The sequence below is a fragment of the Stenotrophomonas aracearum genome (assembly GCF_031834615.1).
Taxonomy (GTDB): domain Bacteria; phylum Pseudomonadota; class Gammaproteobacteria; order Xanthomonadales; family Xanthomonadaceae; genus Stenotrophomonas; species Stenotrophomonas aracearum.
In genome coordinates, this window is the sequence record NZ_CP115543.1 from 519,291 (window position 1) to 541,533 (window position 22,243).

The 22,243-nt window shown below is 61.6% G+C and carries 26 protein-coding genes and 1 pseudogene; 16 read left to right on the forward strand and 11 right to left on the reverse strand.

Features of this window, described 5'->3' with window-relative positions; all coding sequences use genetic code 11:
* The first annotated feature begins 48 nt into the window (after positions 1-48).
* Positions 49-1,671 carry a DUF6119 family protein gene (locus tag PDM28_RS02310; protein ID WP_311183668.1) on the forward strand — a complete coding sequence of 541 codons (1,623 nt, stop codon included), beginning with the start codon at positions 49-51 and terminating at the stop codon, positions 1,669-1,671.
* 257 nt (positions 1,672-1,928) lie between these two features.
* On the opposite strand, the gene PDM28_RS02315 is transcribed toward PDM28_RS02310, so the two are convergent.
* The gene (locus tag PDM28_RS02315) at positions 1,929-3,254 is read right to left on the reverse strand and encodes a DNA cytosine methyltransferase (RefSeq protein ID WP_311183669.1); all 1,326 of its coding nucleotides are present in this window, start codon (positions 3,252-3,254) and stop codon (positions 1,929-1,931) included.
* A 132-nt stretch (positions 3,255-3,386) separates the two neighbouring features.
* Here PDM28_RS02315 and PDM28_RS02320 point away from each other — a divergent pair, with 132 nt between their 5' ends.
* Both PDM28_RS02320 and PDM28_RS02325 read left to right on the forward strand, forming a co-directional pair.
* A complete protein-coding gene (locus PDM28_RS02320; RefSeq protein WP_311183674.1) occupies positions 3,387-3,806 on the forward strand; it encodes a very short patch repair endonuclease in 420 nt (139 codons plus the stop codon).
* Positions 3,807-3,841: 35 nt separating this feature from the next.
* Positions 3,842-4,657 (forward strand): endonuclease, encoded by an 816-nt coding sequence (locus PDM28_RS02325; protein ID WP_311183676.1) that lies wholly within the window; start codon positions 3,842-3,844, stop codon positions 4,655-4,657.
* A 51-nt stretch (positions 4,658-4,708) separates the two neighbouring features.
* On the opposite strand, the gene PDM28_RS02330 is transcribed toward PDM28_RS02325, so the two are convergent.
* The gene (locus PDM28_RS02330) at positions 4,709-5,602 is read right to left on the reverse strand and encodes an HNH endonuclease (RefSeq protein WP_311183677.1); all 894 of its coding nucleotides are present in this window, start codon (positions 5,600-5,602) and stop codon (positions 4,709-4,711) included.
* 148 nt (positions 5,603-5,750) lie between these two features.
* The gene (locus PDM28_RS02335; RefSeq protein ID WP_311183678.1) at positions 5,751-5,942 is read right to left on the reverse strand and encodes a hypothetical protein; all 192 of its coding nucleotides are present in this window, start codon (positions 5,940-5,942) and stop codon (positions 5,751-5,753) included.
* 333 nt (positions 5,943-6,275) lie between these two features.
* Here PDM28_RS02335 and PDM28_RS02340 point away from each other — a divergent pair, with 333 nt between their 5' ends.
* The gene (locus PDM28_RS02340) at positions 6,276-6,626 is read left to right on the forward strand and encodes a SymE family type I addiction module toxin (RefSeq protein WP_311183679.1); all 351 of its coding nucleotides are present in this window, start codon (positions 6,276-6,278) and stop codon (positions 6,624-6,626) included.
* Positions 6,623-6,844: a hypothetical protein gene (locus PDM28_RS02345; RefSeq protein WP_311183681.1), complete on the forward strand. Its 222-nt coding sequence runs from the start codon at positions 6,623-6,625 to the stop codon at positions 6,842-6,844. The genes PDM28_RS02340 and PDM28_RS02345 overlap by 4 nt, the downstream gene beginning before the upstream one ends.
* A gap of 39 nt (positions 6,845-6,883) precedes the next feature.
* Here the strand turns inward: PDM28_RS02345 and PDM28_RS02350 are convergent, their stop codons facing one another.
* Entirely contained in the window at positions 6,884-7,663 is a 780-nt protein-coding gene (locus PDM28_RS02350) for an NYN domain-containing protein (RefSeq protein WP_311183682.1), read from the reverse strand.
* Positions 7,664-7,814: 151 nt separating this feature from the next.
* Here PDM28_RS02350 and PDM28_RS02355 point away from each other — a divergent pair, with 151 nt between their 5' ends.
* From PDM28_RS02355 to PDM28_RS02370, 4 genes are all read left to right on the forward strand, one after another.
* The gene (locus PDM28_RS02355) at positions 7,815-8,747 is read left to right on the forward strand and encodes an SEL1-like repeat protein (RefSeq protein WP_311183684.1); all 933 of its coding nucleotides are present in this window, start codon (positions 7,815-7,817) and stop codon (positions 8,745-8,747) included.
* A gap of 24 nt (positions 8,748-8,771) precedes the next feature.
* On the forward strand, positions 8,772-9,662 hold the full coding sequence (locus PDM28_RS02360; protein ID WP_311183686.1) for a hypothetical protein: 891 nt from the start codon (positions 8,772-8,774) through the stop codon (positions 9,660-9,662).
* 276 nt (positions 9,663-9,938) lie between these two features.
* Positions 9,939-10,625: a hypothetical protein gene (locus PDM28_RS02365; protein ID WP_311183687.1), complete on the forward strand. Its 687-nt coding sequence runs from the start codon at positions 9,939-9,941 to the stop codon at positions 10,623-10,625.
* A gap of 8 nt (positions 10,626-10,633) precedes the next feature.
* Entirely contained in the window at positions 10,634-10,813 is a 180-nt protein-coding gene (locus PDM28_RS02370; RefSeq protein WP_311183688.1) for a hypothetical protein, read from the forward strand.
* A 110-nt stretch (positions 10,814-10,923) separates the two neighbouring features.
* Here PDM28_RS02370 and PDM28_RS02375 read toward each other — a convergent pair whose 3' ends face one another.
* The gene (locus tag PDM28_RS02375; protein WP_311183689.1) at positions 10,924-11,280 is read right to left on the reverse strand and encodes a hypothetical protein; all 357 of its coding nucleotides are present in this window, start codon (positions 11,278-11,280) and stop codon (positions 10,924-10,926) included.
* Between the two features lie 159 nt (positions 11,281-11,439).
* A complete protein-coding gene (locus PDM28_RS02380) occupies positions 11,440-11,655 on the reverse strand; it encodes a hypothetical protein (RefSeq protein ID WP_102946589.1) in 216 nt (71 codons plus the stop codon).
* 183 nt (positions 11,656-11,838) lie between these two features.
* Between PDM28_RS02380 and PDM28_RS02385 the strand changes: the two genes are divergently transcribed.
* A complete protein-coding gene (locus PDM28_RS02385; RefSeq protein ID WP_311183690.1) occupies positions 11,839-12,981 on the forward strand; it encodes a YncE family protein in 1,143 nt (380 codons plus the stop codon).
* A 175-nt stretch (positions 12,982-13,156) separates the two neighbouring features.
* Here PDM28_RS02385 and PDM28_RS02390 read toward each other — a convergent pair whose 3' ends face one another.
* Together PDM28_RS02390 and acuI are read right to left on the reverse strand one after the other, a co-directional pair.
* The gene (locus PDM28_RS02390; protein ID WP_311183691.1) at positions 13,157-14,164 is read right to left on the reverse strand and encodes a S41 family peptidase; all 1,008 of its coding nucleotides are present in this window, start codon (positions 14,162-14,164) and stop codon (positions 13,157-13,159) included.
* A 276-nt stretch (positions 14,165-14,440) separates the two neighbouring features.
* On the reverse strand, positions 14,441-15,430 hold the full coding sequence (gene acuI, locus PDM28_RS02395) for an acrylyl-CoA reductase (NADPH) (RefSeq protein WP_311183692.1): 990 nt from the start codon (positions 15,428-15,430) through the stop codon (positions 14,441-14,443).
* A 107-nt stretch (positions 15,431-15,537) separates the two neighbouring features.
* Here acuI and PDM28_RS02400 point away from each other — a divergent pair, with 107 nt between their 5' ends.
* From PDM28_RS02400 to PDM28_RS02420, 5 genes and pseudogenes are all read left to right on the forward strand, one after another.
* Complete coding sequence (locus PDM28_RS02400) at positions 15,538-15,897, forward strand: winged helix-turn-helix transcriptional regulator (protein WP_311183693.1); 360 nt, start codon at positions 15,538-15,540, stop codon at positions 15,895-15,897.
* Between the two features lie 198 nt (positions 15,898-16,095).
* The gene (locus PDM28_RS02405; RefSeq protein WP_311183694.1) at positions 16,096-16,650 is read left to right on the forward strand and encodes a hypothetical protein; all 555 of its coding nucleotides are present in this window, start codon (positions 16,096-16,098) and stop codon (positions 16,648-16,650) included.
* A 3-nt stretch (positions 16,651-16,653) separates the two neighbouring features.
* On the forward strand, positions 16,654-17,592 hold the full coding sequence (locus tag PDM28_RS02410; RefSeq protein WP_311183695.1) for an XVIPCD domain-containing protein: 939 nt from the start codon (positions 16,654-16,656) through the stop codon (positions 17,590-17,592).
* A gap of 146 nt (positions 17,593-17,738) precedes the next feature.
* A pseudogene (locus tag PDM28_RS02415) lies at positions 17,739-18,551 on the forward strand (alpha/beta fold hydrolase).
* Between the two features lie 81 nt (positions 18,552-18,632).
* Positions 18,633-18,806, forward strand: coding sequence for a hypothetical protein (locus PDM28_RS02420; RefSeq protein ID WP_311183696.1), 174 nt, complete (start codon positions 18,633-18,635; stop codon positions 18,804-18,806).
* Positions 18,807-18,881: 75 nt separating this feature from the next.
* Here the strand turns inward: PDM28_RS02420 and PDM28_RS02425 are convergent, their stop codons facing one another.
* The 3 genes from PDM28_RS02425 to PDM28_RS02435 all read right to left on the reverse strand — a co-directional run bounded on the left by PDM28_RS02425 (position 18,882) and on the right by PDM28_RS02435 (position 21,212).
* The gene (locus tag PDM28_RS02425) at positions 18,882-19,811 is read right to left on the reverse strand and encodes a GAF domain-containing protein (protein WP_311183697.1); all 930 of its coding nucleotides are present in this window, start codon (positions 19,809-19,811) and stop codon (positions 18,882-18,884) included.
* A 114-nt stretch (positions 19,812-19,925) separates the two neighbouring features.
* The gene (locus PDM28_RS02430; RefSeq protein WP_311183698.1) at positions 19,926-20,768 is read right to left on the reverse strand and encodes a class I SAM-dependent methyltransferase; all 843 of its coding nucleotides are present in this window, start codon (positions 20,766-20,768) and stop codon (positions 19,926-19,928) included.
* A 63-nt stretch (positions 20,769-20,831) separates the two neighbouring features.
* Entirely contained in the window at positions 20,832-21,212 is a 381-nt protein-coding gene (locus PDM28_RS02435) for a hypothetical protein (RefSeq protein ID WP_311183699.1), read from the reverse strand.
* Positions 21,213-21,531: 319 nt separating this feature from the next.
* Here PDM28_RS02435 and PDM28_RS02440 point away from each other — a divergent pair, with 319 nt between their 5' ends.
* Positions 21,532-22,017: an REP-associated tyrosine transposase gene (locus PDM28_RS02440; protein WP_311183700.1), complete on the forward strand. Its 486-nt coding sequence runs from the start codon at positions 21,532-21,534 to the stop codon at positions 22,015-22,017.
* Positions 22,018-22,243: the final 226 nt, after the last annotated feature.

Genomic DNA, 22,243 nt, shown 5'->3' on the forward strand with positions numbered 1-22,243 from the left:
CTTAGCAGGTTGTTCGGCAAAACATACTTCGAGTCAGGGAGAGACAAGATGGCTAGCATTCAACTGAGCTTGCGGCTTTGTAAGTCTGGGGTGTCGCTGAAGACGGTGGTCGATTCATTCGACGACATGAAGCCATACAAGGCGGATCGCGGCTTTGTCCTGATTTCCCAGAAGAAGGAGGGTGTTCCAGATTGGCTATCGGTGTTGAGGAGCGAAAGCCTCTCGAAAATCCCTGATCTGCATACAATGAGCTGTGGCGCCGCGTACGTAATGGAAGTTCAGTACAAGGCCAAAAAGTACGTTGTTGCGTACACGTTTGGTACTGCGCACCATCGGCTTGAAGATGACCTGTTTGAGCCCCGATTCGGGCTCCGCGTCGCTCTTAACCTCATCGAGAGTAACAAGCTGCGAAACATGGATGTGGCAAGCCTTGATGCATCTACTTTGAAGACAAGAATGCAGGCTAGTCGCTCGACATCCGTGAATGACTTCGGCCTCGATGTGAACCAGGATCTCTTAACCCTCCTCTCTGGTGCATCAAGCGACGCATCTTTTGCACGTGCCGTTACTGGCCGCGATGCTATCTCAATGCGTGCAATGCCCTCTGCGGGATTCTTCAAGGATAAGGCGATTCAGGCAATTGAGATCTATAAGAAGCGCACGTACAAGAGCAAGTATCCCTGGGTTGATTACATTGACCCAGTCAAGGACTCCGTCGTTCTGGCCGCGCTTGAACGAGATCTGTTTGATGAGTTGGTGCAGATTGCGTCTGGTCATCCGACAGATGCTAGCCTCTCAACACCGGACATATCGGACCCACTCGTGGCAGAGGCGGTCACATATGCGGGCGCTGGAATGAGGCCGGGAAAGAAGAAGGTCTTCGATGAGATCGACATATATGACTATGTCTCGGAGATTAAAGCATCCTTGCTAGGCGGGAGGCTGGCAATGGATGAAATGCGTGCTAGTCATAGGATAGTCATGGAAGATCAGGCAACTGGCATTCCTCGCAGCGAGAGGGTTTTCAGGTCGATCAACTTCGAGGTTTCACGCGCTGGGCTGAGATACGTCCTGTTTGGGGGTTCTTGGTACCAGGTTGATGCAAAGCACGCGAAGTCTGTGGAGGATGAATTCAATTCATTTCTCATTCCGAAGGCGATCTTCAAGCCGACCACAGCAAGGAATGAGCGGCAGTACATTGAAGAACTTAACTCGCGCTCGGATCTTCTCAACATGGATCAGACGAAGATTGATCCAGCGGGTACAACACAGGCAAATATTGAGCCCTGTGACTTCTTGTCGACGAAGAAGCATTTGATTCATCTTAAGGACGCCGCCGCATCCAGTTCAATGAGCCACCTCTGGAGCCAAGGTCAGGTGTCTTGCACGTTGATGATGACAGACGGCATATTTCGGGAGAAGTTCATCAAAGAGGCAAAGAAGAGAGAGACAAAGTACAAAAAGAAAGGATTCTCGGAACTTCTTCCATCAAAGTCTGCTGCGCCTGATCCATCAAAATTCACCGTGGTGTTTGGTGTAATGCGGGCGAGGAACAGGAAGAATGGTCAACTTGACGTTCCGTTCTTCAGTAAGGTAGCCATGCGGCCATCGCTAACAGCGATTCGCCTGATGAGCTATAAGGTCTTCGTCGAAATAATTGAGAAGGTCTAGAAACGTAAGGGCGAGGGAGTGCTGCATCGTAAATTTCCAAGTCCGATAAAGTATCGATTCTTAGCGTTCGATACAGTGGGGCAGGCTCAATTACCACTCTTGATCGTACCCCATGCACGAGTCCCCGCTGACATGTTGAGTCAGCATTGGGGGCTCGAAGCGGAAGCTTTTGAGTCGCCCTGTCGCGGGCGGGGCGACTCGAAGTACGTGGGGGCGAGGCGCGTTGCTGCATGCCCACCGAACTGTCGATCACGCGGTTACCGAGAAACCGCCATTGCCAGTTGTCTTGGGTCACCGCCTGCTTGCTTTGACTTCTTAGCCCCACTCTTTCTATCTCGTTGTCCAATGGGACTGGCGATGCCCCAAAGCTTCGCCGCCTGAGCCAGGCTCAGCCTAAGTAGTGCGGCATCGCCAAGCTTAACTCTCTTCGACGGACGCTTTACTTCGATCCCAATCGCTTCTTTGACCTGCTTCGCCACAGCGCGCGCGAGCGGTGGTGGTACCGAATTTCCAATTTGGCGGGCGCCATGCCACTTGGTTTCATTGAACCGGAACCAATCTGGGAAGCCATGCAGGCGCGCCATCTCTCGGACGGTTACGCACCTGTCCCACTTGTAGTGGATGGGGCGAGGGCTAGTGAAGGCCCCTCTGGCCGAATCAGTGCCTGCTCTCAGCGTATTGCTCACGCCCTTAGGCGGCAGCTTCAGGAAGCGCGAGATGGGCTCAACGTCGCCTGGAGTCGTTTCAGCGAAACGTCCACGAGAAATGTCGCTGTGGTTGGACCGCATGCTGGAAGTCATCAGCAAGGGATCCCATTCGCGCTTGTAGCCGAAGGCCCAGCCGTCGGCCGTCTCGCACCGCATCAACTCGGCATACGCACTAGCCTTGCCGAACTTTTTCACCCGGACCTCGTCGATCACGTTCAGGTCTGAGAAGCGCTCAGCATCGGGCAAATCGTCCAGGGCATCCTTGCAAGTCGGTCCGTACGGAAGCGTTGCATCCTTGGAGCCGGGCTTGGCAGTAAGGGGGGCGGGATACTTCGGCACGGTTAGGCCGCGCTTGGCGCCCATCAGGAACAAGCGCTGGCGGTCCTGGGGTACGCCATAAGAATAGGCGTTCAGCACCTTCCAGTCCTTGACGACGTCATAACCCGCCGCCTCGAACTCTTCAATAAGCTCTTCCAAGAACTTGCGATGCTTGCCGAGCGTCAACCCCTTAACGTTCTCGAAGACAAAGTAGCTTGCGTCGAGCTCACGAACAATGCGCACGAAATCCTTAACCAGGGAATTACGCGGATCGTCGATGGCACGCTGCCCCATCAGGGAGAAGCCCTGGCAGGGAGCGCCACCGAACACGACGTCGATCTTGCTAGAGCCCACTCCGGCAGCCTCACGAATCTGGTCGCCGCTCAAGTCGGTGACAGAGCGGGGGATCACCGCACAGTTCGGGAAGTTGAAGGCGTGCACGGCTGCGTGGACAGGGTCAATCTCCACGGCGGCCACGACGTCGAAGCCTGCTTGCTCGAACCCGAGGCTAAGGCCGCCTGCGCCGGCGAAGAGGTCGATTCCGATGGGTCTGGTCATGGCTGCAATTATAGATGGGACTAGGCTGTATGTCGATCGGAAAAGGGGGCGGACCTGGGTCGGAAAGCCCCTGTTCCGGGGCGCCTATCCTGAAGGCAGTCAGTCTCAGGCGCTGAGAACCGGAGCTCTGGTATGGACCGACTGACCCCCGAGCGCCGCAGTTGGCTGATGGCACAGGTGCGGTCAGCCAACACCAAGCCGGAGGTTGCGGTGCGGTCCCTGCTCCACAGGCTGGGCTACCGATTTCGGCTGCATCGTCGCGACTTGCCTGGCACTCCGGACATCGTGCTGCCGGGGCGGAGGACGGTTATCTTTGTCCATGGCTGCTTTTGGCACGGTCACAGCTGCAAGCGGGAGAAGATGCCCAAATCGCGGTTGGACTACTGGGGACCTAAGATAGAGGCCAATCGACAGAGAGACCGTCGGAAGTGCAAGGCGCTGAGGGATCTCGGCTGGCACGTGACCGAAGTGTGGGAGTGTGAGCTAAAGTACCCCGCACGGCTGGCGCGGAAGCTGGTGAGATCGCTCTCTGGTCGAGCTACGTCGCCTTAGAACTGCTGGTGCAATTGAGTGTAAAGGACGCCTAGATGGGAAAGCCCGAGAAGGAAGCGAAGCTGAACCGGTACTCCGAGATCGTTGGAGAGGTCTTTCGGAAGAACTATAAGCCGGGTGCGACATCTGTGCCGTTCGAGCGAGAGCAGTTCCTCGAGGCCGCTGTTGAGCGCGGGGTTGCTTTGCCGAAGAACCTCGGGGATGCCATCTATTCTTTCAAGTATCGCTCTAGCCTGCCGGCATCCATCCAGGCCACCGCTCCCGAGGGTTTGGAGTGGGGCATCTACGGTGCTGGCCGCGCGAAGTACGAGTTCCGGCTGGAGCGGCCGCTCGAGATCGTGCCGCGCCTAAATCAACTTGTCGTAAAGATCCCCGACGCTACCCCGGAGATCATCCAGGCCCATGCGCTAGGCGACGAGCAGGCCCTGCTGGCCAAGGTTCGCTACAACCGCCTGGTCGACATTTTCTTAGGCATTACCGCGTCATCGCTGCAGAACCATTTGCGAACGACCGTGAAAGGCATTGGGCAGATCGAGATCGATGAGCTGTACGTGGGCTTAGATCGACACGGTTGCCAGTACGTTGTCCCCGTCCAGGCCAAGGGTGGAAAGGACAAGCATGGTCGTCAGCAGACTGAGCAGGACATCGCGTGCTGTCGCGAGAAGTTCCCAGGATTGGTGTGCCGGCCGGTGTCCGCGCAGTTCATCAATCCGAACAAGATCGCTATGTTCGAACTTGCGCTGCAAGATGACGAAATCAGGGTGGTGTCCGAGGAACACTACGAATTGGTGACCTCGGCCAGCATCACGCCCAGCGACCTGGCCATCTACGCGGGCCGGGGTCGGGTGTAGCCATCCGGGGAAGTCTCTCTGCCGGCCCGAGTCTTTGGTGGCAGCAGATCGCTAAGAGCTGCCGAATCGGTTCACTCTATGCCAGTCAAGGTACGTTGGGTGGGGTCTGTCGCTGATCTTCTCAGGCACAGTCATCACCTCGCGGAGGGGCAGTGCCGCAAGGGCGTCGTGGTGCTTCGCAGAGCGAAGAACTCTGTAGTCGTCGCCAATCGAAATCAGGCCTCGATCAAATAGCCAGTGAACCGTCGCGGTCATGGCGATGCCATTGCGGACGCTGTCCGGTCCGTTCTCCTCAACGGGCAAGATGTGCGCCCCCTGGACCTCCGGACGACCCTTTTTATCCAAGAATCGGAGCCCGGTGATGGCGCAAGTATTCGCGTACACGATTCTGACGTGCCTGCGAAACGCCACGTCTCGAATCTTTCGCGTGAGCGTCGTCGTGGCCGTTGGCCGCTCGGTGAGGGGTGGGGCCGGGGGCAAAGGATCGAAGCCTTCCTCGTAAGCCTCGACACGGGCTTCCTCTATTGAGGGGCCGAGGCCAGCGGTGATGATTGCTGAAAACTCCTCGTCCGGGATTAGGCGCACGGATCGACCGAACGCGCCCCTGTTGGTTGAGCCATCATCCTTCTGTAGAAGACTTTCCCAGTAGCGTCCGTTGACCTTGAATGGCACCTTCTCGTCGAACGCCACGTATCCGGCAAGGTCGGCGAAATGGTGATCGGCGCGGTTGGGGTCCGGCCGAACCCTGACTATTCGAGCAGTCGCGAAATAGGACTGGGATCCGGAACGATCAAGGCCGGTACTTCTTCGCGGTTCGTAGAACACCACAAGGTCCCCTTTAGCCTCCATCACTTGTCTGAGATAGGTATTCGGGAAGTGATACCAGTGTTCTTTTAAGTCTTCGTAGGCGGAGTTTTCCGCAGCTGTAAGGACGGCCTTGGTCATGGCACTCTCCATGTGATAGGTCTAGCCTATCAGGCCGAATGCGACAAGTTAAGTGCGGCGCCAGCAGCCCTAGATCGATTCTTCTAGTACTCCGCAGACGGCACGTAGTGACTCAGATGTCACGGCCGGCCGGGCCGTTAGATGTCTGCTAGCTCCAGAACGTGTCCACTCGGCACAAGTCGATGTCCCGGCCGTAAGCCAGTGCAGCTTCCTTCGGCGGAAGATCTGCATACCAGCCAAGTTCTCCTTCATCCATGCCGGCCTCTTTATGGTTGATGGCAAAAAAGACAAGCATCGCTGCATCGAAGTCGCGCAGCCAATCACTATCGATACGTTCCAACTGCTTCTTTCCGTCAAAGGGGGCGCAGATTACGTGCACTCCATCCCATAACCTGCGACCACATAGAGCCGCTTGCGACAACGGTAGGCAACGCCTACCGATTCGCCGAAATCAACAGAAACAAACGAATGTTCCTTCCTTGGCGAGTGGTGCATGGTCGTCACCGGAGCGTAGAAACTCTTCTGGCTAGACTATGTTGGACGTCCCTGTGTCGGGAGGGTGGCTAATACAACACCTCCTGAGGAAATACGCCCGCCGCATCTAGCCAGACGGTTTCTAACCTCCCGACTCCCTCTCCATCCCGGCGAGGGCGATCCTTACTGGAGGTCCAACATGTACACCCACTGGGACGACACGCCGTACGACGAACTCCCTTCCCAACCCACCCCCAAGCGCCCCGCAAGCGCTGCCGGCGCAGCTTCAACACCCACACCACCCCCAGACTTCGCAGAAGACGCCAAGATCCCCTTCATGAAGCTCCAGGGCCGCTGGCTTCGCCAGATGGGCTTCAACGTGGGTTCCAAGCTCCAGATCGACGCAGCAGAAGGTGTCATCACCATCTCCATCATCGGCCGCCCCATCCTGCCTTACCCCGGCGTGCCCAGGAGCCTGCAGCGCCAGATCCACCACGCGGTCGTTGAGGCCGACACGCGCCAGCCGATTCTCAGCGGAGATCCGCGATGAAAAAGCGCGTGGTGATGAAGGTGAAGGTGGCTGACAGCCTGCGCCACCACTTCCAGGCGGCGGCGTGGCGAACCAACCAGACGCCTTCGTACCTGCTGCGGAAGATGATGATGGGCTACGTGTGGCTGGCGAACGAACCGAAGTCCATCGACCTCACCGTGGTGAGCAACTCGTACAAGTATGCGGAGGGCATGGATGCGCCTGACGAGCAGCCGTAGGTTGCAAAGGGCCGGGGTGGTGTCCCCGGCCCTTGTCGTTCAGGCCTCGGTCTTGGGCGCCAGGCTCACCGACCACTGGCCACTTTCTTCCTCATGCGGGGTGAGCAGGTCGTAGGTCTTCACCATGCTCAGCAGCCCGGAATGGCCGTAGACGGTGGGGCTGAAGGCCGGGTCGGCACGCTTGAGGTACTGGCCCAGTGCGTTCAGGGTGACCCTGCCGTCCGGGGTGGACGAGGCCAGCAGCGCAACGGCCTCCACCAGGAACCGAGGGCGGCGCTTGGGTAGCGGGCCGTTGGCGGCGGGCTTGGCTTCCGGCTTCGGAGTGGCGGCCGCCGGCTTGGCTTCCGGGGTGTCCACGTCCTTGGTCTTGGCGTCGTTGTCTACCTCGGGCACCCATTCGAAGAACCGGTCGCAGGCGTTGCGCAGGGCGTCCGGGGTTTTGGCTTCGCCCACGATGTAGACGTTGGCGCCGCGCTCGCGCAGCTTGCGGCAGAGGTAGGCGAAGTCGCTGTCGCTGGTTACCAGGCAGAAGGTGTCGGCACGCTTGTCGAACAGCGTTTCCAGGGCGTCCAGTGCCAGGGCGATGTCGGAGGTGTTCTTCTTGGAGGCGTACTGGAACTGCAGGCAGGGGGTGAAGGCCTGGCGGACCAGTGCCTGTTCCCAGCTCTTGCCCAGCGTGTTGGTGTTGCCGTAGCCCCTGCGCACGGTGACCCGGCCGGCCTGTGCGGCCATGCGCAGCGCGAAGTCCACGATGTCCGGCGGCACGTTGTCGCAGTCGATCAGGATGGCAACAGCGGTTTCCTGGGAGGGGTGTGCCATTGCGGTTCCTTGTCTTGGCGGGGGCGGGTGGGGCGGTTGGGGGAACTATAGGCAATCTGGATCCGGTCTGTTGGGCGTGGGGTCGCATGCCCCTCTATTGCCAGCCCGATACCGCTCACGCATGCTGCGGAACTCAAAGGGAGCTTGAGTCATGGCGAAAGGAAGGGCCGTTCTGATAGGGGTGACGGCGGTCGCTGCGATCGCAGGGTTCGTCGCCTGGAAGTACTCGCCTGCTCCGCTGCCGGATGTCGCGGGTGAGGCCGCCTACGACTACCCGGCACCGTCCCCGCCTGCTGGGCCGCGCATGGTGCTCCCAGTTGTTGCATTGGAACCCTCTGCCTTGGAAAAGAAGGCGGTGGCCTTCCAGGACCTGAAGTCTCGCGCCGAACGTGGCGAGCGCGCTGCCCAGCGGGAGCTGGCCGATACCTACGCAACCTGCTTCAGTGCCAGGCGCACGGCAGATGAGGTGGCGCAGGGCGATGTGCCCGTGCTGTTGTCCATTTCCCCGCCGGACGCGGTCGCGGTAGCGCTGCAGATCGTGGCGAGGCGTGTCGCAGAGTGCCAGGCCGTCGACGGTGGCAATGTATTCCCGTTGATCGACAAGTGGTACGGGGAGGCCGCCCGGCAAGGAGACCTGTTGGCGCAGATGGCGCTCATCGGCAGAGGCGAGCCCATCCCAGATCCGGCTGCCGCCACCCGACTTGTCCAGCGGGTCATTGCCTCGAACGATCCGGAGGCTGCGTTCAACATGGGGCAGCTCATCCTGCGCGGGCATCCACGTACCGAGACGTTGAAGTACGACAAGTACCTGGAGGGTCCCATCTCATCGGTTGCATGGGAGATCACCGCCTGCCGGATGAGGCTCGACTGCGGTCCTGGAAGCACCGTGATGGAGGACGCGTGCCTGTTCTCCGGCAGATGCGCTGACCATACGTACGAAGAGCTCGCACGCTCCTCCTATGTGCCGCCAGCGGAGTCTGAGTCACTGGATCAACAGATCGAAGCGATCACGCGCCTGTTCAAGGAGCAGTGCATCCCGCCGCAGACCGAGCGCGATGGCGTCTGTTCGTTGCGGGTAGAGTGACTGGGTCAAAAAGGGACGTGCATCGTGGCGATGAGAGCAGGGGTGTGGCTGGGGGCGGGCGTATTGGCTGTGCTGGTGGCCCTGGTGCTGTGGCGTCACGTGCCTGCGGCGCAGAGTGGGGTGCTTGGAACGGACGATGCGCGTGCGCAGGCCTCGCGTGCCGAGGCGTTGCCCAGTGCTGCATCCGGCGCCCGGCGACCTCAAGCGTCGCTTGCACAGGAACACCGGGTGCAGGAGTTCCAGGCCCTGAAGCAGCGCGCAGAAGCGGGTGACCGGGTGGCCCAGCGATTGCTGGCCGAGATCTATTCCGACTGTTTGGTCGTCAACCAGCGTCGCGACGCGTTCATCAGCATTCTGGACGCGAGGAAGCGCCGGCTCAGTGATAAGAGCTACATACGCTTTCTGGAGCAGGCAACGCGCGAACGCATTGCAACGTGCGACGCGGCGGATGGCGGCGGCCAGTGGGATATGGGCCCATACAACCACTGGTACACCGAAGCCGCCAAGCGTGGCGACCTGGCAGCCCGCGCATTGATGCGCCCGCAGGAGCTGACGCGTTATGACCCTGCTGAGACTGTGCGGCTTCTGGAAGAGGTGCTTGCCTCTGGTGATCCTGCGGCCGTCTTCTACTTTGGAATCACGCTTCTGAGGGATGACGCCGTGACCCCCGGCGATCCTACCGAAGCGCTAACGTCCGGAGCCCTTGCCAGCTGGTCATGGATGGTGGCGGCTTGCCGCATGGGTTACGACTGCGGGCCAACCAGCAGGGTGATGGTGAATTTTTGCCTTGATATGGATGGTTGTACTGGCGAGGACATGGAAACCCATGTTCGGAGGCGGCAGCCTACCGATGCCGAGCGGGGGGAGCTGGAACGCAGGGTGGGGGAGATTCTGGGGCTGATCAAGGGCCAGTGAGTTCGCGCTTCTGGCGGTTACACTCGCGTTGAGCACAGGGGGAGTGGCTGTATGACAAAGGGACTTGATGCCAGGAGCAGGGGGGCTTGGGTCTGGCTTGGAGTAGGGGTGGTTGCCGTCCTGGTGGGTTTTGTCTTGTGGCCGAACGTTCCGGGGGCGCCCGTAGAGTCGCCAAGTGTGGCCGTCAAGGCAGCGCAGCAATCAGCCAGCTCCGACGCCCGGGCCGACGGAGCTCTTAGCCACACCACCAAAGTTAGTTCCGCAGAATCAGCAAGAGTGAAGGGCTTCGAGGACCTCAAGCGACGCGCGAAGGCCGGCGATGCCGTGGCCCAGCGTCTGCTGGCAGATACCTATGACGCCTGCTTCTTCGTCAACCTCGACCGGGAAGCCTTCATCAAAGGCCTCGACTTCAATAGAACGACGATGAGAGACCCGACGCACCTGCCGTTCCTCGAGCAGATGGCAACCGAACGTCTCGCAAAATGCGGTGCGGTGGAGGGTGGCGCCATCGTGCCGATGCAGATCATTCGGGGTTGGTACGCCCAGGCCGCCGAGAACGGGGACCTGGCGGCGCGGCTGACGGACAACGCGCTCAGTCAGAGGAAGGTGGATGCGGCTGAAGCTGCCCAACTCCTTGAAGATGTGCTGGACTCCAATGATCCTGCTGCAGTGTTCGCGATGGGCAGCACGCTGGTAAACAACTACACGTTGACCCCTGGTGACCCGGCTGAGGGATTGATGACCGGGGAGCTCGCCAGTACAGCGTGGCAGGTGGCGGCCTGCCGCATGGGCTACGAGTGCGAGCCAACGGGCGTAATCATGGGAAACCTGTGCCTTCTGCAGAATGCTTGTGCGGGCGAAGACTACGAGGCGTACTTGATGCGGGAGTTGCGGAGCGATGCTCAGCGAGAACTACTGCAGCGCAGGGTTGCGGAGATTCTGCGGCTGGTGGAAGGACAATGACGAGGCGAGTGATCAAGATCATGAATAAGGAAATTTCGAGCAAGGCGGAAGGCACCAGGTACTACACGTTCCGGATCAAGAAGCGCGACGTACATGGTCTCGCACTGGTGCTGTCCTTTTGGTTCCTTTGGAGCGAAGGCGCAGAGATCGCCAAGTTGTTCGGCACCCTCTTCGAAGCGATCAAGTAGGCAGGTGCGACAGCCTTTCTTGAGCCTGCTACAAGCAGCGCGTAGAGTGCGATCAACACACCCGCGAAGCCTATGTCGCGCTCGACACGCTCAAATTTGCGGGTTTTTTGCTACATGGCATCCGGAAGCACTTCAAGCGTAGTGCCCCTTTCCGCATCGGAACCGTAGCTCTCAGTTATGGTTGCACCGTCGCCCGAGTGAGCGAAATCACTAAGAAATGCTGGATTGAACGCATAGGCAGTATCGCCGTCGTCGCCGTACAGGGTGAAGTGGCGGCCGCCGGTCATTGCCAGAAAGGATGTCTTAACCCGGAACCTGAAACGAACTTGCGTTGCTGAGCGCTTGGCGACGTCAGCGCCGGAACGGGAGGAGAGAGTCTGCGTCACGCGAACGAGCTTTCCTTCGAGCGAAGCAAGAAACTCCCCCAGTGCAATTTCCTGTCTCAGTCGACTCGCTGGATCGGTCATGGTGTCTTCTGGTCCTTGATCTAAGCCCAGTATTGAAACGTGAGCACGCCGTTCTGCGCTCTGTCCCTGATTCATCTCGATATTAGAGTGGCCTGGAAGGGCCAACAAGTCAGCAACTGGCTGGGCATCGCATCTCCGCTTGTGCGTCGCCGAACTGAATTAACTGTTCCACACCAACCCAGCCGGCGGCCAGATCGCCTCGCTGCGATCCAGATCGTAGTCATTCCCGATCGCCACCGCCGCCTCCCGGGGCTCCAGGTCGTAGTAGCTGATCAACAGCCGCTGATCCAGTTCCGGGTCGTGCGCCTTGATGGCAAACAGGCTGCGCATGGCGTCGTTGAGTTCTTCCAGCCAGTCGGCGTCGATCTTGTTCATGGTGTTCCTCCGAAGCGGGCTGCAGGATGGCGCAGGGCCGTCTCATAGGGTGGGACGGGGCCGCGCCTGTTAAGATGTCCGGGCCAGCCAGCCTTCCCACGTGTTTCGACCGTGCGGTTGGCCGCTCCTCCCAGCGGCCACGCGAGCCAGGATCCTTCCTCTGCCTCTCACAAGGACGCTCGCATGCACCCTCGTTCCCTGTTCCGTTCGGCCGCCCTGGCGCTGGCCGTCAGCCTGACCCTTGGCGCCCCGTCTGCCTTTGCCGCCGAAAAGGCCGGCACCACCGCCGCCGCTTCGTCCGTCCAGCGCACCGCCGTTGCGCAGGGCCTGTACGAGCTGGCCTTCAGCCCGACCCAGAATGCGCTGTTCGTGGCCTCCTCGGGCGGCTTCGGCGATGCCGCCGGCCCTTCCCAGGTGCTGCGCCTGAATCCGGATTCGCTGGCCGTTGAAGCCAACATCCCGCTGGAGCGCAAGGCGTTCGGCGTGGTGCTGGACGACGCCCACAACCGCCTGTACGTGGGCAATACCGTGGACACCTCGGTGACCGTGGTGGATACCGCCACCAACAAGTCCGTCGGCATCGTGCAGCTGATGGAAAAGAAGGTGGGCAAGGACGGCAAGGCCGGCTACACCCACGACCTGCGCGAGCTGGTGGTGGATTCCCCGAACAACCGCCTGTACGTCACCGGCCACTCCGGCGAGGGCAGCGTGCTGTTCGTGGTGGATACGAAGACGCTGAAGCTCATCAACACCATTCCGGGCCTGGGCAACGCCAAGGCGCCGGGGCTGACCTTGGACGCGGCCAACAAGCGCGTGCTCACCTCCAACCTGCTGGGTGAAGTGGTCACCGTGGGCACCGAGAGCGGCAAGGTGGAGCAGCGCTTCAACATCAGCGCCGAGCAGCCGATGAACCTGGCCCTGGACCCGAGCGGCAAGCGCCTGTTCGTGACCGACCAGGGCCTGGAGATGATCCGCAAGTACCAGGGCAGCAGCATCCCGGGCTTCGCCTCCAAGCACCCGGGCCAGCGCGTGCTGGTACTGGACCCGACCACGGGCAAGGAACTGGCCAGCATCGCCACCGACGCCGGCCCGCTGGGGCTGCTGCTGGACGCGCCGCGCAAGCGCCTGTATGTGACCAACCGGGAAGCCGGTACGGTTACGGCGTATGACAGTGAGAGCTACAAGCAGGTGGGGGCGTATGACGTGCCGACCCACCCGAACAGCCTGGCGCTGGATGCGAAGAAGAACGTCCTGTATGTGACCATCAAGAATGGGGACAAGGACGAGAAGGGGAGTGAGGAGTCTGTGGCGCGGATTGCGCTTTAAGAGTCAAGTGAGCCAGATGCCCGGTACCGTTGCCGGTATCCGGGCATCGCCGGACAGGACACGCACGCCATACGCGTAGCAACACGCCATGCGTGTCCTCGCGAACCAAACCACACTCATAACATCAAATTCGACCGTAACATTCGAAGTGTTACGGGAAAATCTGATGTTATGGCTAGGTGGCCCGGAGGGCCTTACAGCTCGGCTGCTCCATCAACCACCTACGCGCAGCGATCGAGGCATCCTCTGTGTCGCTGACGTTGACATCCGGCTTGAGCTTTCCGCCGTCTCCCCTCAAGTTCCGATCAACCGCAACCGAGCCAGTGAGCAGCAGCATGCCGCCGTCCGGCAAGCGCGTTGGCATGTTGGCCGTGGAATAGCCGGCGGTCATCTGCCCGAAGCTTCGGCTGCCCGGTCGACCCCTGAAGGCCAAAGCAAGCATTTCCCCGGAGCTTCCTGTGTTGGGGCCGAAAAGTACTGCCACAGGTGGTGCGGGATGTCTGAGCACATAGGCTTTGGAGTCCAACTCCACTGGCGCGCGGTCCTCTAGAAGAACTCGGCCGGACTGAATGCTCCAGATCTGGTGCGTTGCGCCGATGTTGAACGCGCCGATGACCTCTCTCCTCTTTGCGTCCGTCGACAGCAGCGGTGCGACGCCCACCAGCATGGGCCACATGTTGCCGCCTCGGTTCGCACGAAGGTCTATGATCCAGCCGCAACGGTTGATCGCATCCTCAGCCTTGAGTTGCGATTGCAACAGGCGTGCGAAGGTTACCGTCTGCTGATTCCGCACGGAACTGGGTGCCGTTGAGTCTTCTTTGAAGTATGGGACGGATATCCAGCCGATAGGGTCTGCTTGGCCAGATTGACCTCGCTGCGGACCGGACGCGGTTGCTGCGACACTGGGACGCCGTAGCTGCTCGGGTCGTGCAAGGCGCTGCATGCGGCCAGATGGGGTGGACATCGCGGATGCGCGGATCCAGAGGCCGTGACCGGCTGTGCTGCGGGCAATGAGCTGGTCGACCAGTTTGTCGGCTTCGGCGGAATCTTTGGTTTGTTGGAGCTGTTTGCGGGCTGCGGGCCAGTCGACCTGGTCGCGATGGAGAGCGCCCCGTTCAAGCAGCTGCAGGATCTCCTTGCGAACGTCTGGGAGTTGGTCCGCCGGCTGGGATGGAGCAGCCATGGACGGGAATGCGAGGGCTGCTGCCAGGGCTGCGGTGGTTCCAAGTACTGCTAGTCCTTTAGCGGGTGTCACCTGTTGTGCTCCTTGGTTGCCTGGGTTGCTGTGCCTTCGTTTTGGGTTCATGCCCTACCGGGTGTTGCGGTGATACCTGCAGTCGACTGGGGTGCGACCCTACCAGTGGCTGGTCTCGCGTATCGAATGACGTCGGGCGCCTGGTGTGGGCGCCCGACGAAAGCATGCTCAGTGCTCATCGCACCGATCTTACGGCCAAAATGCTCAGGCGTTCACATCCACCACCAGCCGGCCACGCACCTTGCCTTCAAGGAAGTCCGGGAATACTTCCAGCACCTTCTCCAGCCCAATCACTTCCACGGTGCTGGCCAGCTTCCCAAGATCCAGGTCGGTAGCAAGACGCTTCCACGCCTCCGCACGGACTTCATGCGGCGCCTGCACTGAATCAATGCCGGCGAGGGTCACGTTGCGCAGGATGAAGGGGAGTACGGAAGTGGTGAGGTCAACGCCCTGCGCCAACCCGGCTGCGGCCACCACTCCACGGTACTTGGTCTGCGCCAGCGCATTGGCCAAGGTGTGGCTGCCGGCCACGTCCACCACGCCGGCCCAGCGCTCGGCATCCAGTCCACGCGTGCGCGGTTCGGCAAGGGTGGCGCGGTCGATGAGTTCGTCGGCGCCCAGGTCTTTGAGGTACTGCGCATGCTCGGGGCGGCCGGTGGACGCCACGGTGCGGTAGCCGAGCTTTGAGAGGATCGCCAGCGCGATGGAGCCCACGCCGCCGTTGGCGCCGGTCACCAGGATGTCGCCGTGTTCCGGCTTCACGCCGCCGTGTTCCAGGGCCAGCACGCAAAGCATGGCGGTGTAGCCGGCGGTGCCGATGGCCATGGCGTCCTTGCTGCTGATGCTGTCGGGCAGCTTCACCAGCCACTCGCCCGGTACGCGCGCGCGCTGGGCCAGGCCGCCGTGGTGGGTCTGGCTCAGGCCGTAGCCGTTGAGCACCACGCGGTCGCCCTTGTGGAAGCCGGCGTTGGTGGTCTCGAGCACGGTGCCAGCCAGGTCGATGCCGGGAATGAGAGGGAAGTTGCGGATCACCGGCGAGCGGTTGGTCATCGCCAGCGAGTCTTTGTAGTTCAGGGTGGAGTACTCCACCTGCACCAGCACGTCGCCTTCGTGGAGGTCAGCTTCGTCGAAGCTCACCAGCCGGGTGGAAACCTGGTCGCCGTCTTTGCTGGCCAGCAGTGCGTTGAATGTCATGGGCGTGCCTCACCTGTGGGGTATGACCTGCATGCTATGGTCGTGCCGTGGTTGCCACAAGAACTACGCATTTTCATAGCTACTACGGTTTTCAGGAGTATCCAGCAATGGCGCGGCGCGTGTATGGCAAGACCGGTTGCAGCGTGGAGGCCACGCTCTCGGTGATGGGCGGCACGTGGAAGCCGGTGATCCTGTTCTATCTGGTGCCCGGCACCAAGCGGTTCATGGAGCTGACCCGGCTGATTCCCAACGCAACGCAGTCGATGCTGACCAGCCAGCTGCGTGAGCTGGAGGCCGACGGGGTGGTGGTGCGGCATGTGTATCCAGAGGTGCCGCCGAAGGTGGAGTATCGGCTTTCGGAGCTGGGGCAGACGCTGGTGCCGGTGCTGCTGGCGATGCGGGATTGGGGGACTGCGTATAAGAAGATGAATCGGGAGAGGGCGGCGGAGGGGGAGCCGGAAGTGTGACCGGACGCAAGGCCTGAGGTAGGGGTTTCCCTATTTTCCAAGCTTTGCGCGTCTTCCAGACCCTCCCACAGATACGATCAGCCCTATCAGCTAGAGACGTGATCAATGATGCCAAAGGCACGTACTTTCATCCTGTTTAGCGCCCTCACGCTCTTCACCGCAGCGAGCCTCGCAGGTTGCGGGCGGACGGAGCAGCCTGTGCAGACCGAACCGCAGGCCTCCAAGGAGAATGCAGCGATGCGCAGCGAAGCTCCGCTCATCCGACCTGTGGTCCTGGACAAGGCTGGCGAGGTGGTGAACCTGGAGTTTGAGCTTCCTCCGCCAATCGAAAATGCCTCCTCCACGCTGTTGCTGGGGTTGCGCGTAGTGGCGCCTGATGCGGAGACCGGAATCAGACGATCAAGTGAGATCATTCGCTCCCAGCTTCCAGCGCGGGCTCGCCTGTTGCGCATTGAGGAAGGTTCCATCACCCAGGTGCCGCTGTTCCGGAACACGCCAGACTTGAAGGATCGCGTAGCCGTCGGTGTGGATGGCCTGATACCGGGTGTGACGTCATCGGACGTCGAACGTACCCAGCTCATTGCAACGGGGCTGACCAATGAAGCCTTGTTCTACGACGTGATGTTGCTGGCCGGCGTGCAGGATGCCCAGCCAGGACATTATCGACTGACGGTGGAGTTGCAGGGGGACCATCCCCAGCTGGGTCCGGAGCCCGTCGAACTGCTGATCGCGTACATGGGTAAGGGGAAGTAGGTCATGGCCAAGGAAGCGCCTTATACGGTAACCGTGTACGTGGCAGCGCCGGGCACTCCGCTCAAGAACGGGGGGACATCCGCTGCAGGGCACATGTATCTGTCGGTGTCTCACGAAGGTGACACGCGGAGCTTCGGTTTTGCCCCAGCAGTGCATGGTGCACGCAGTGGGCCAGGTGCGGTAACCGGCGGAGATGTAAACAACTACAGCAATCCGTTTTATGCGCGGACGATGGAGATCTCCCGGGAGCAGTACGACAAGATCATTGCCTATGGATCCGAATCGCAAAAGCACGGGTTCAATCAGGAGTACAACGGGCTTTCCAACAGCTGCATCGACTTCACCTGGGGTGCGCTCAATCACGCTGGAATTCACCGCCAGACCCGATCGCAGCAGGACACCACGTTCGAAGGTGCGCTCAAGCCGCTGGACAACAAGCGCGAAATCAAAAGCATCCAGGCACCGTTTCCGGACAGCACGCTGAACACCGAGAAAGACCATCCCATGCCGAAGCGCACGTTCCAGCAGTGGCTGATCTCCGAGAACGAGCCGATGCTTGAGCAGATTCAGGGGAAGGTTGCCGAGCTGGACGCCGCCAACGGCCGGTCGTTCGACCCGACCAGTGAGCGCATCAGTGCCAGCCTGCTGGTACTCGCCAAGGAGAACGGGCTGTCTCGTGTGGACCACGTGGTGCTGAGTGAGCGCACAGCCAACGCAGCAGCTGCCGAAAACATCTTCGTGGTGCAGGGTGAGCGCGGCGATCCTGCCCATCTGCGAGCGGCAATGCCCACCGCAGTTGCTGCACAAACCCCCGTGGAGGCTTCACTGGAGCGCAGCGAGCAGTTGGCCAATGCCCAGCAGCTTTCGCAACAGCAACTGATGGCGCAGAACGAACAGAGCCAGGCGCAGGAGCGTGAGGCGGTTGTCCTGCGGATGGGTTGAGGCGCTCCGAGTAGAGTGAGGTAGGCCATGACCGGGCCGTGCAGGGTGTGCACACTGCGTCAGCGCGGCCGCTGAAATGTTCACGGCTTTCGTCTGTTCCGGTCCTTAGCATCGGCTCTTCCATACAAGAAGATCCGGAGCTACCCATGACTGCATCACGCGTTCGCCTGCACGTTGAAGACACCGGCGGTACCGGTCGCCCTGTGGTTCTGATCCATGGCTGGCCGCTGTCGGCCGAGTCCTGGAAGGCGCAGGTGCCGGTGCTGAAGGCGGCGGGTTACCGGGTGGTGGCGTATGACCGTCGCGGATTCGGGCGTTCGGACAAGCCGGCCGATGGCTACGAGTACGACACGCTGGCCGACGATCTTGCCGGGGTGCTGAATGACCTGGACCTGCGCGATGCCACGCTTGTGGGGTTCTAGATGGGCGGCGGCGAGGTGGCGCGCTACATCGCGCGGCATGGCGAGGAGCGGCTGCGTAGCGTGGTGTTTGCCGCTGCGGTGCCGCCGTACATGCTGAAGACTGCTGACAACCCCGAAGGGCCGCTTACCGAGGAGAAGGCCGAGCAGATGCGGTTGGGGCTCGAGAACCATCGGGATGAGTTCTTTGACGGGTTCACCACCGACTTCTTCAGCGCCAACGGTGAGTTGAAGGTCACCGAGAAACAGCGGCAGGAGGCGATCGCGCTGTGCAAGCAGTCGGACCAGACGGCTGCGCTGGGGTGCATGAAGGCGTTTGGCACCACGGATTTCCGCGAGGATCTGAAGAAGGTGAAGGTGCCTACACTGGTGCTGCATGGTGACAGCGATGGTACGGTGCCGTTTGAAGGGTCCGGGGCGCGTACACGTGCGGCGATTGCGCATAGTGAGCTCTCGTTGATTGAGGATGCGCCGCATGGGTGTAATGCGAGTCATCCGGAGCAGTTCAATGCGGCGTTGGTTGCTTTCCTGGCGCGGTGATCTTCGGCTGCGGTTGGGGCTGCTTGGGACACGCGTGGCGTGTCGCTACGCGGGTTTGCCGTGCACAGTAGAGAGTCTGGTATGCGTAAGACTGCCAAGCCGCCTTGGGAGAAGCCCAATCCCAAGGGGAAGAAGGGACAGCCGCTTTCTGCTTCGCAGAAGGAGGCGGCCAAGCAGCGTGCTGATGAGAATGGGCGCACTTATCCGAACCTGGTCGACAACATGTGGGCGAAGAAGTTGCCGCGCGAGGATTGATCAACCGGTTGGCACATATGACAACGGCGCGGTGAGTGTTCTCCGCGCCGTTGTTGTAACCGCGTTGCGGTGGGATCAGCGCAAGGCGTCTTTGGCAGCACTCAGGGCCTGGTCGGCACGGAGGAACACGGCGGTGGTGGATTCACCGGTGCTGGTGGACGCCGCGCCCAGTAGCAGGGTAGCCCCTGCATTCTGGTTGGCTTCGCGGGCGACCTGTTTGAACCGGGTGAGGGTCTCTTCGACATCGCTGCTGCCGAGCACCGCGATGAATTCGCCACTGCCACTGACGCGGTTGATGCTGTCGCCCCGCTGCGGCTGCAGGCACTGTTCCAGCGATTGGTCGAGGTGCTGCAGCTGGCGTTCCAGCGTGCGTTCGCCCAGGCGCTGGGTCAGCTCGGTGAGATCCTGCACTTCCAGGATGACGACGCTGTAGGCGCCGGCGGCGTCGGGCGCGGCGGCGGCTTCTTCGGCCACGCCCTTGTCGAGAATCTCCGCTACCTGCTGCTCGCGTTCGCGGCCGCGACCCTCCATCAGGGTCATGGTCAGGCGCGCCAGGGCCTGCAGGGCTTCGCGCTGGGTGGGGTTGAGCTCACGGGGATTCATGTCCAGCACGCAGACCGCGCCGACCGCAGCACCTTCGTCGGTCACCAACGGCATGCCGGCGTAGAAGCGCGCCCCGAGGTCCTGCAGAAGTGGGTTGTGGGCGAAGCGTGCATCACTGGAAAGGTCGCCGACTTCCAACAGCTCATTCGGCTGGCGGATGGCATGGTCGCACACGGCCAGGTTGCGTTCGGTCTGCAGGCCTTCCACACCCGTGCGGGCCTTGAACCACTGGCGGTCACGATCGATCAGCGTAACCAGTGCCATGGGTGTGCCACACACGGCGGCGGCCACTTTCACGATGTCGTCGTAGGCCGGTTCGGGCAGGCTGCCCACGATATGCAGCGCGTCGAGGGCGCGCTGGCGCTCGGATTCGTCAAGGGTGGCAGTGGCGCTCAGGCTCATGCAGGTACCTGTAAGACATGGGACGTTGCCCTAGCCTAGGTCAGGTCCTTCCGGTTCAGGTTAAGCCCGGGTGGAGGTCGGAATGCCGGTTCACCTGCGCGTGCGGTTGCTGCCTCAACGCTTGACCGCGAGCACCCCGTCCAGCGCCAGCTCGGCCTTGAAGCCGGCCTTCTCCAGCCGCTTGGCCACTTCACGCGGCACGTCGCGGCCGCTGGTGAGTTTGTTGGGCGCGCCGGTGTAATGGAACATGCGCCCGCCCTTGCGGATCACGCGCGCCAGCTGGTCGTAGAACACCTGCGAGTACAGTTCGCCGGCAATGCCGAAGCGCGGCGGGTCGTGCAGGATCGCGTCCACCGAACTGCTCTCCAGGCCTTCGATGGCCTGCGACACGTCGCCGTGGGTCAACGACAAACGGCCGCCACTGCTGGCCGCGTCCGGGTCGGGCGACCATGGGTTGAGGGTGCGCAGCCACAGCACGTCCGGGTTCTTTTCGAACGACTGGATGCGGGTGACCCCGGCTTCCAGGCAGCAGGCGGCGAAGTAGCCAAGCCCGCCGCAGGTGTCCAGCACGGTCTTGCCGGCCGGGGCGACCAGCGCCACCTTGCGGCGTGCGTCCTCGTAGGGGGAGACCTGCGCGCTGGGCAGCATCTTGATGCCGTCGATCTCGAAGGTCGGTGCGTCCCATTCGGTGGGCACCAGCTTGATCAGCGCCGAGCCGAACCGCGACACCGCCAGGAACTCCTCGCCGTCCCAGTAGTACAGCGTGCGGTCCTTGGTCTTGCCGGGGTAGGCGTAGGTTTCGCCCTTCCACTGCCAGCTGTCCGGGCCCAGCAGTGCGGTACTGGTGGAGCGCGCCAGGTCCAGCGAACCGGTCCATTCGCTGGCACCGGCGTCGCGCGCGCGGACCAGGGCTTCGGCAAGGGGGCGGGTAAGCAGGGGACCGGTGTAATGGGGCACGGGATCAGAGTGGGGCGGGGCGGCAAGGGTGGGCATCGTAACCGAGATGGGCGGAAGGCTGGGTCAGGTGGGGGGTTCGGTGAGGTGCTCCAGCGCCGTTGAGGGACGCGTTGCGGTCTCCCGACTGCAGTGCCATCCGCCGTAGGTGCCGGGGCCACTGAACACGGCATCGCCCTCGCCCGGGTACATGTCTTCGTACCCGCAGTAGGTTGCGTGGTACATGCGGGTCAGCCGCGACTGACGCTCGTACTGATAGGTGAACGAGCCGTCTTCGTTGGGAATCAACACCTGCTCCACGGCGGCCTTGCCGCCTTGGAAGTCGTCCCACAGGCCGGTCCGGATCACTACAGCGGTGCCGTCCTCGGCGACGCCAGGGCGGTCGTGGAAGCCGGGCGGGAACGGCTCGGTGGTGGCAGTGAGCAGCCACAGCAGCAGGGTGTACATCGCAGGTCGCCCTTAAGGTTTCGGGCGGCCAGTCTGGTCGTGCCGGTCCGGCTGCTGGTGTGCGCTGCGTCGCAGCTGCGAATGCACGGAGAACGAGAATTTCGCAACTGTGAGGTGCGTCTTGCGGAAGTGGGCTGAATGCGCAATTTGCGGGAGTGCTGGTCTTATCGGGTGGCAGAGATATCGCTGGACACGCGTGGCGTGTCGCTACGCGGTCTGATGCAGCTGTTGGAACCTACGGTGGTGTGAGGGGCTTGCCGACGCGCCGGTGCGTTCTGGCCTGATCGTTCGGGTGCGTGCAGGTTTGCACACTGCGGGCATGGGCATTCCACTCGACAGTTGGCACCCCGGCGCCGCGTACTACTTCAGTGCGCACCTGCGTGATCGGCGCAGCGACCTGCTGGTGGAGCATGCGCAGGCGCTCGGACTGGCGTTCCGGGTGGCGCAGCAGGCGCGACCGTTCCGGATCAATGCGATCGTGGTGCTGCCCAATCACCTGCACGGGGTGTGGACGCTACCGGCGGGTGACGAGGAGGGCCACCGGCGGTGGCTGCAGATCCAGGCTGTGTTCGATCGTCAGCTGCCCGGCCAGCCGGCGCGCGCGGTGGTTCACCGTGATCGCAGCGTGCGGCCCCTGTGGCACGACGACTTCCACGAACATCGGTTGGTGGATGCCGAGGATGTGCAGCGGCACATTGCCTACGTGCATGACAACCCGGTCCGGCATGGGCTGGTGCGCGATGCCTGCGAGTGGCCGTACAGCTCGATTCACCGCAGGCGGGCTGGGGAGGAGGAACAATGCTGACGCTTGGTTGGAGCTTGGTTCTCAGTGCGCGGCTGATGGAACACGGCCATGCGGGGGCATGGCCTGTGGCGCCTTTGGAGGTGGGGAGCATTGCCTGCAGGGCGCGTTACAGGGGACGGGGAATACGGCGAACGCTTCGACACTGCATGCATGGGTCACGCCGGGGTTGGGCGCGGAGGGGAACCGCGCCGACGAGGCAACGCCGGCGGCAGTTGCATATTCGTGG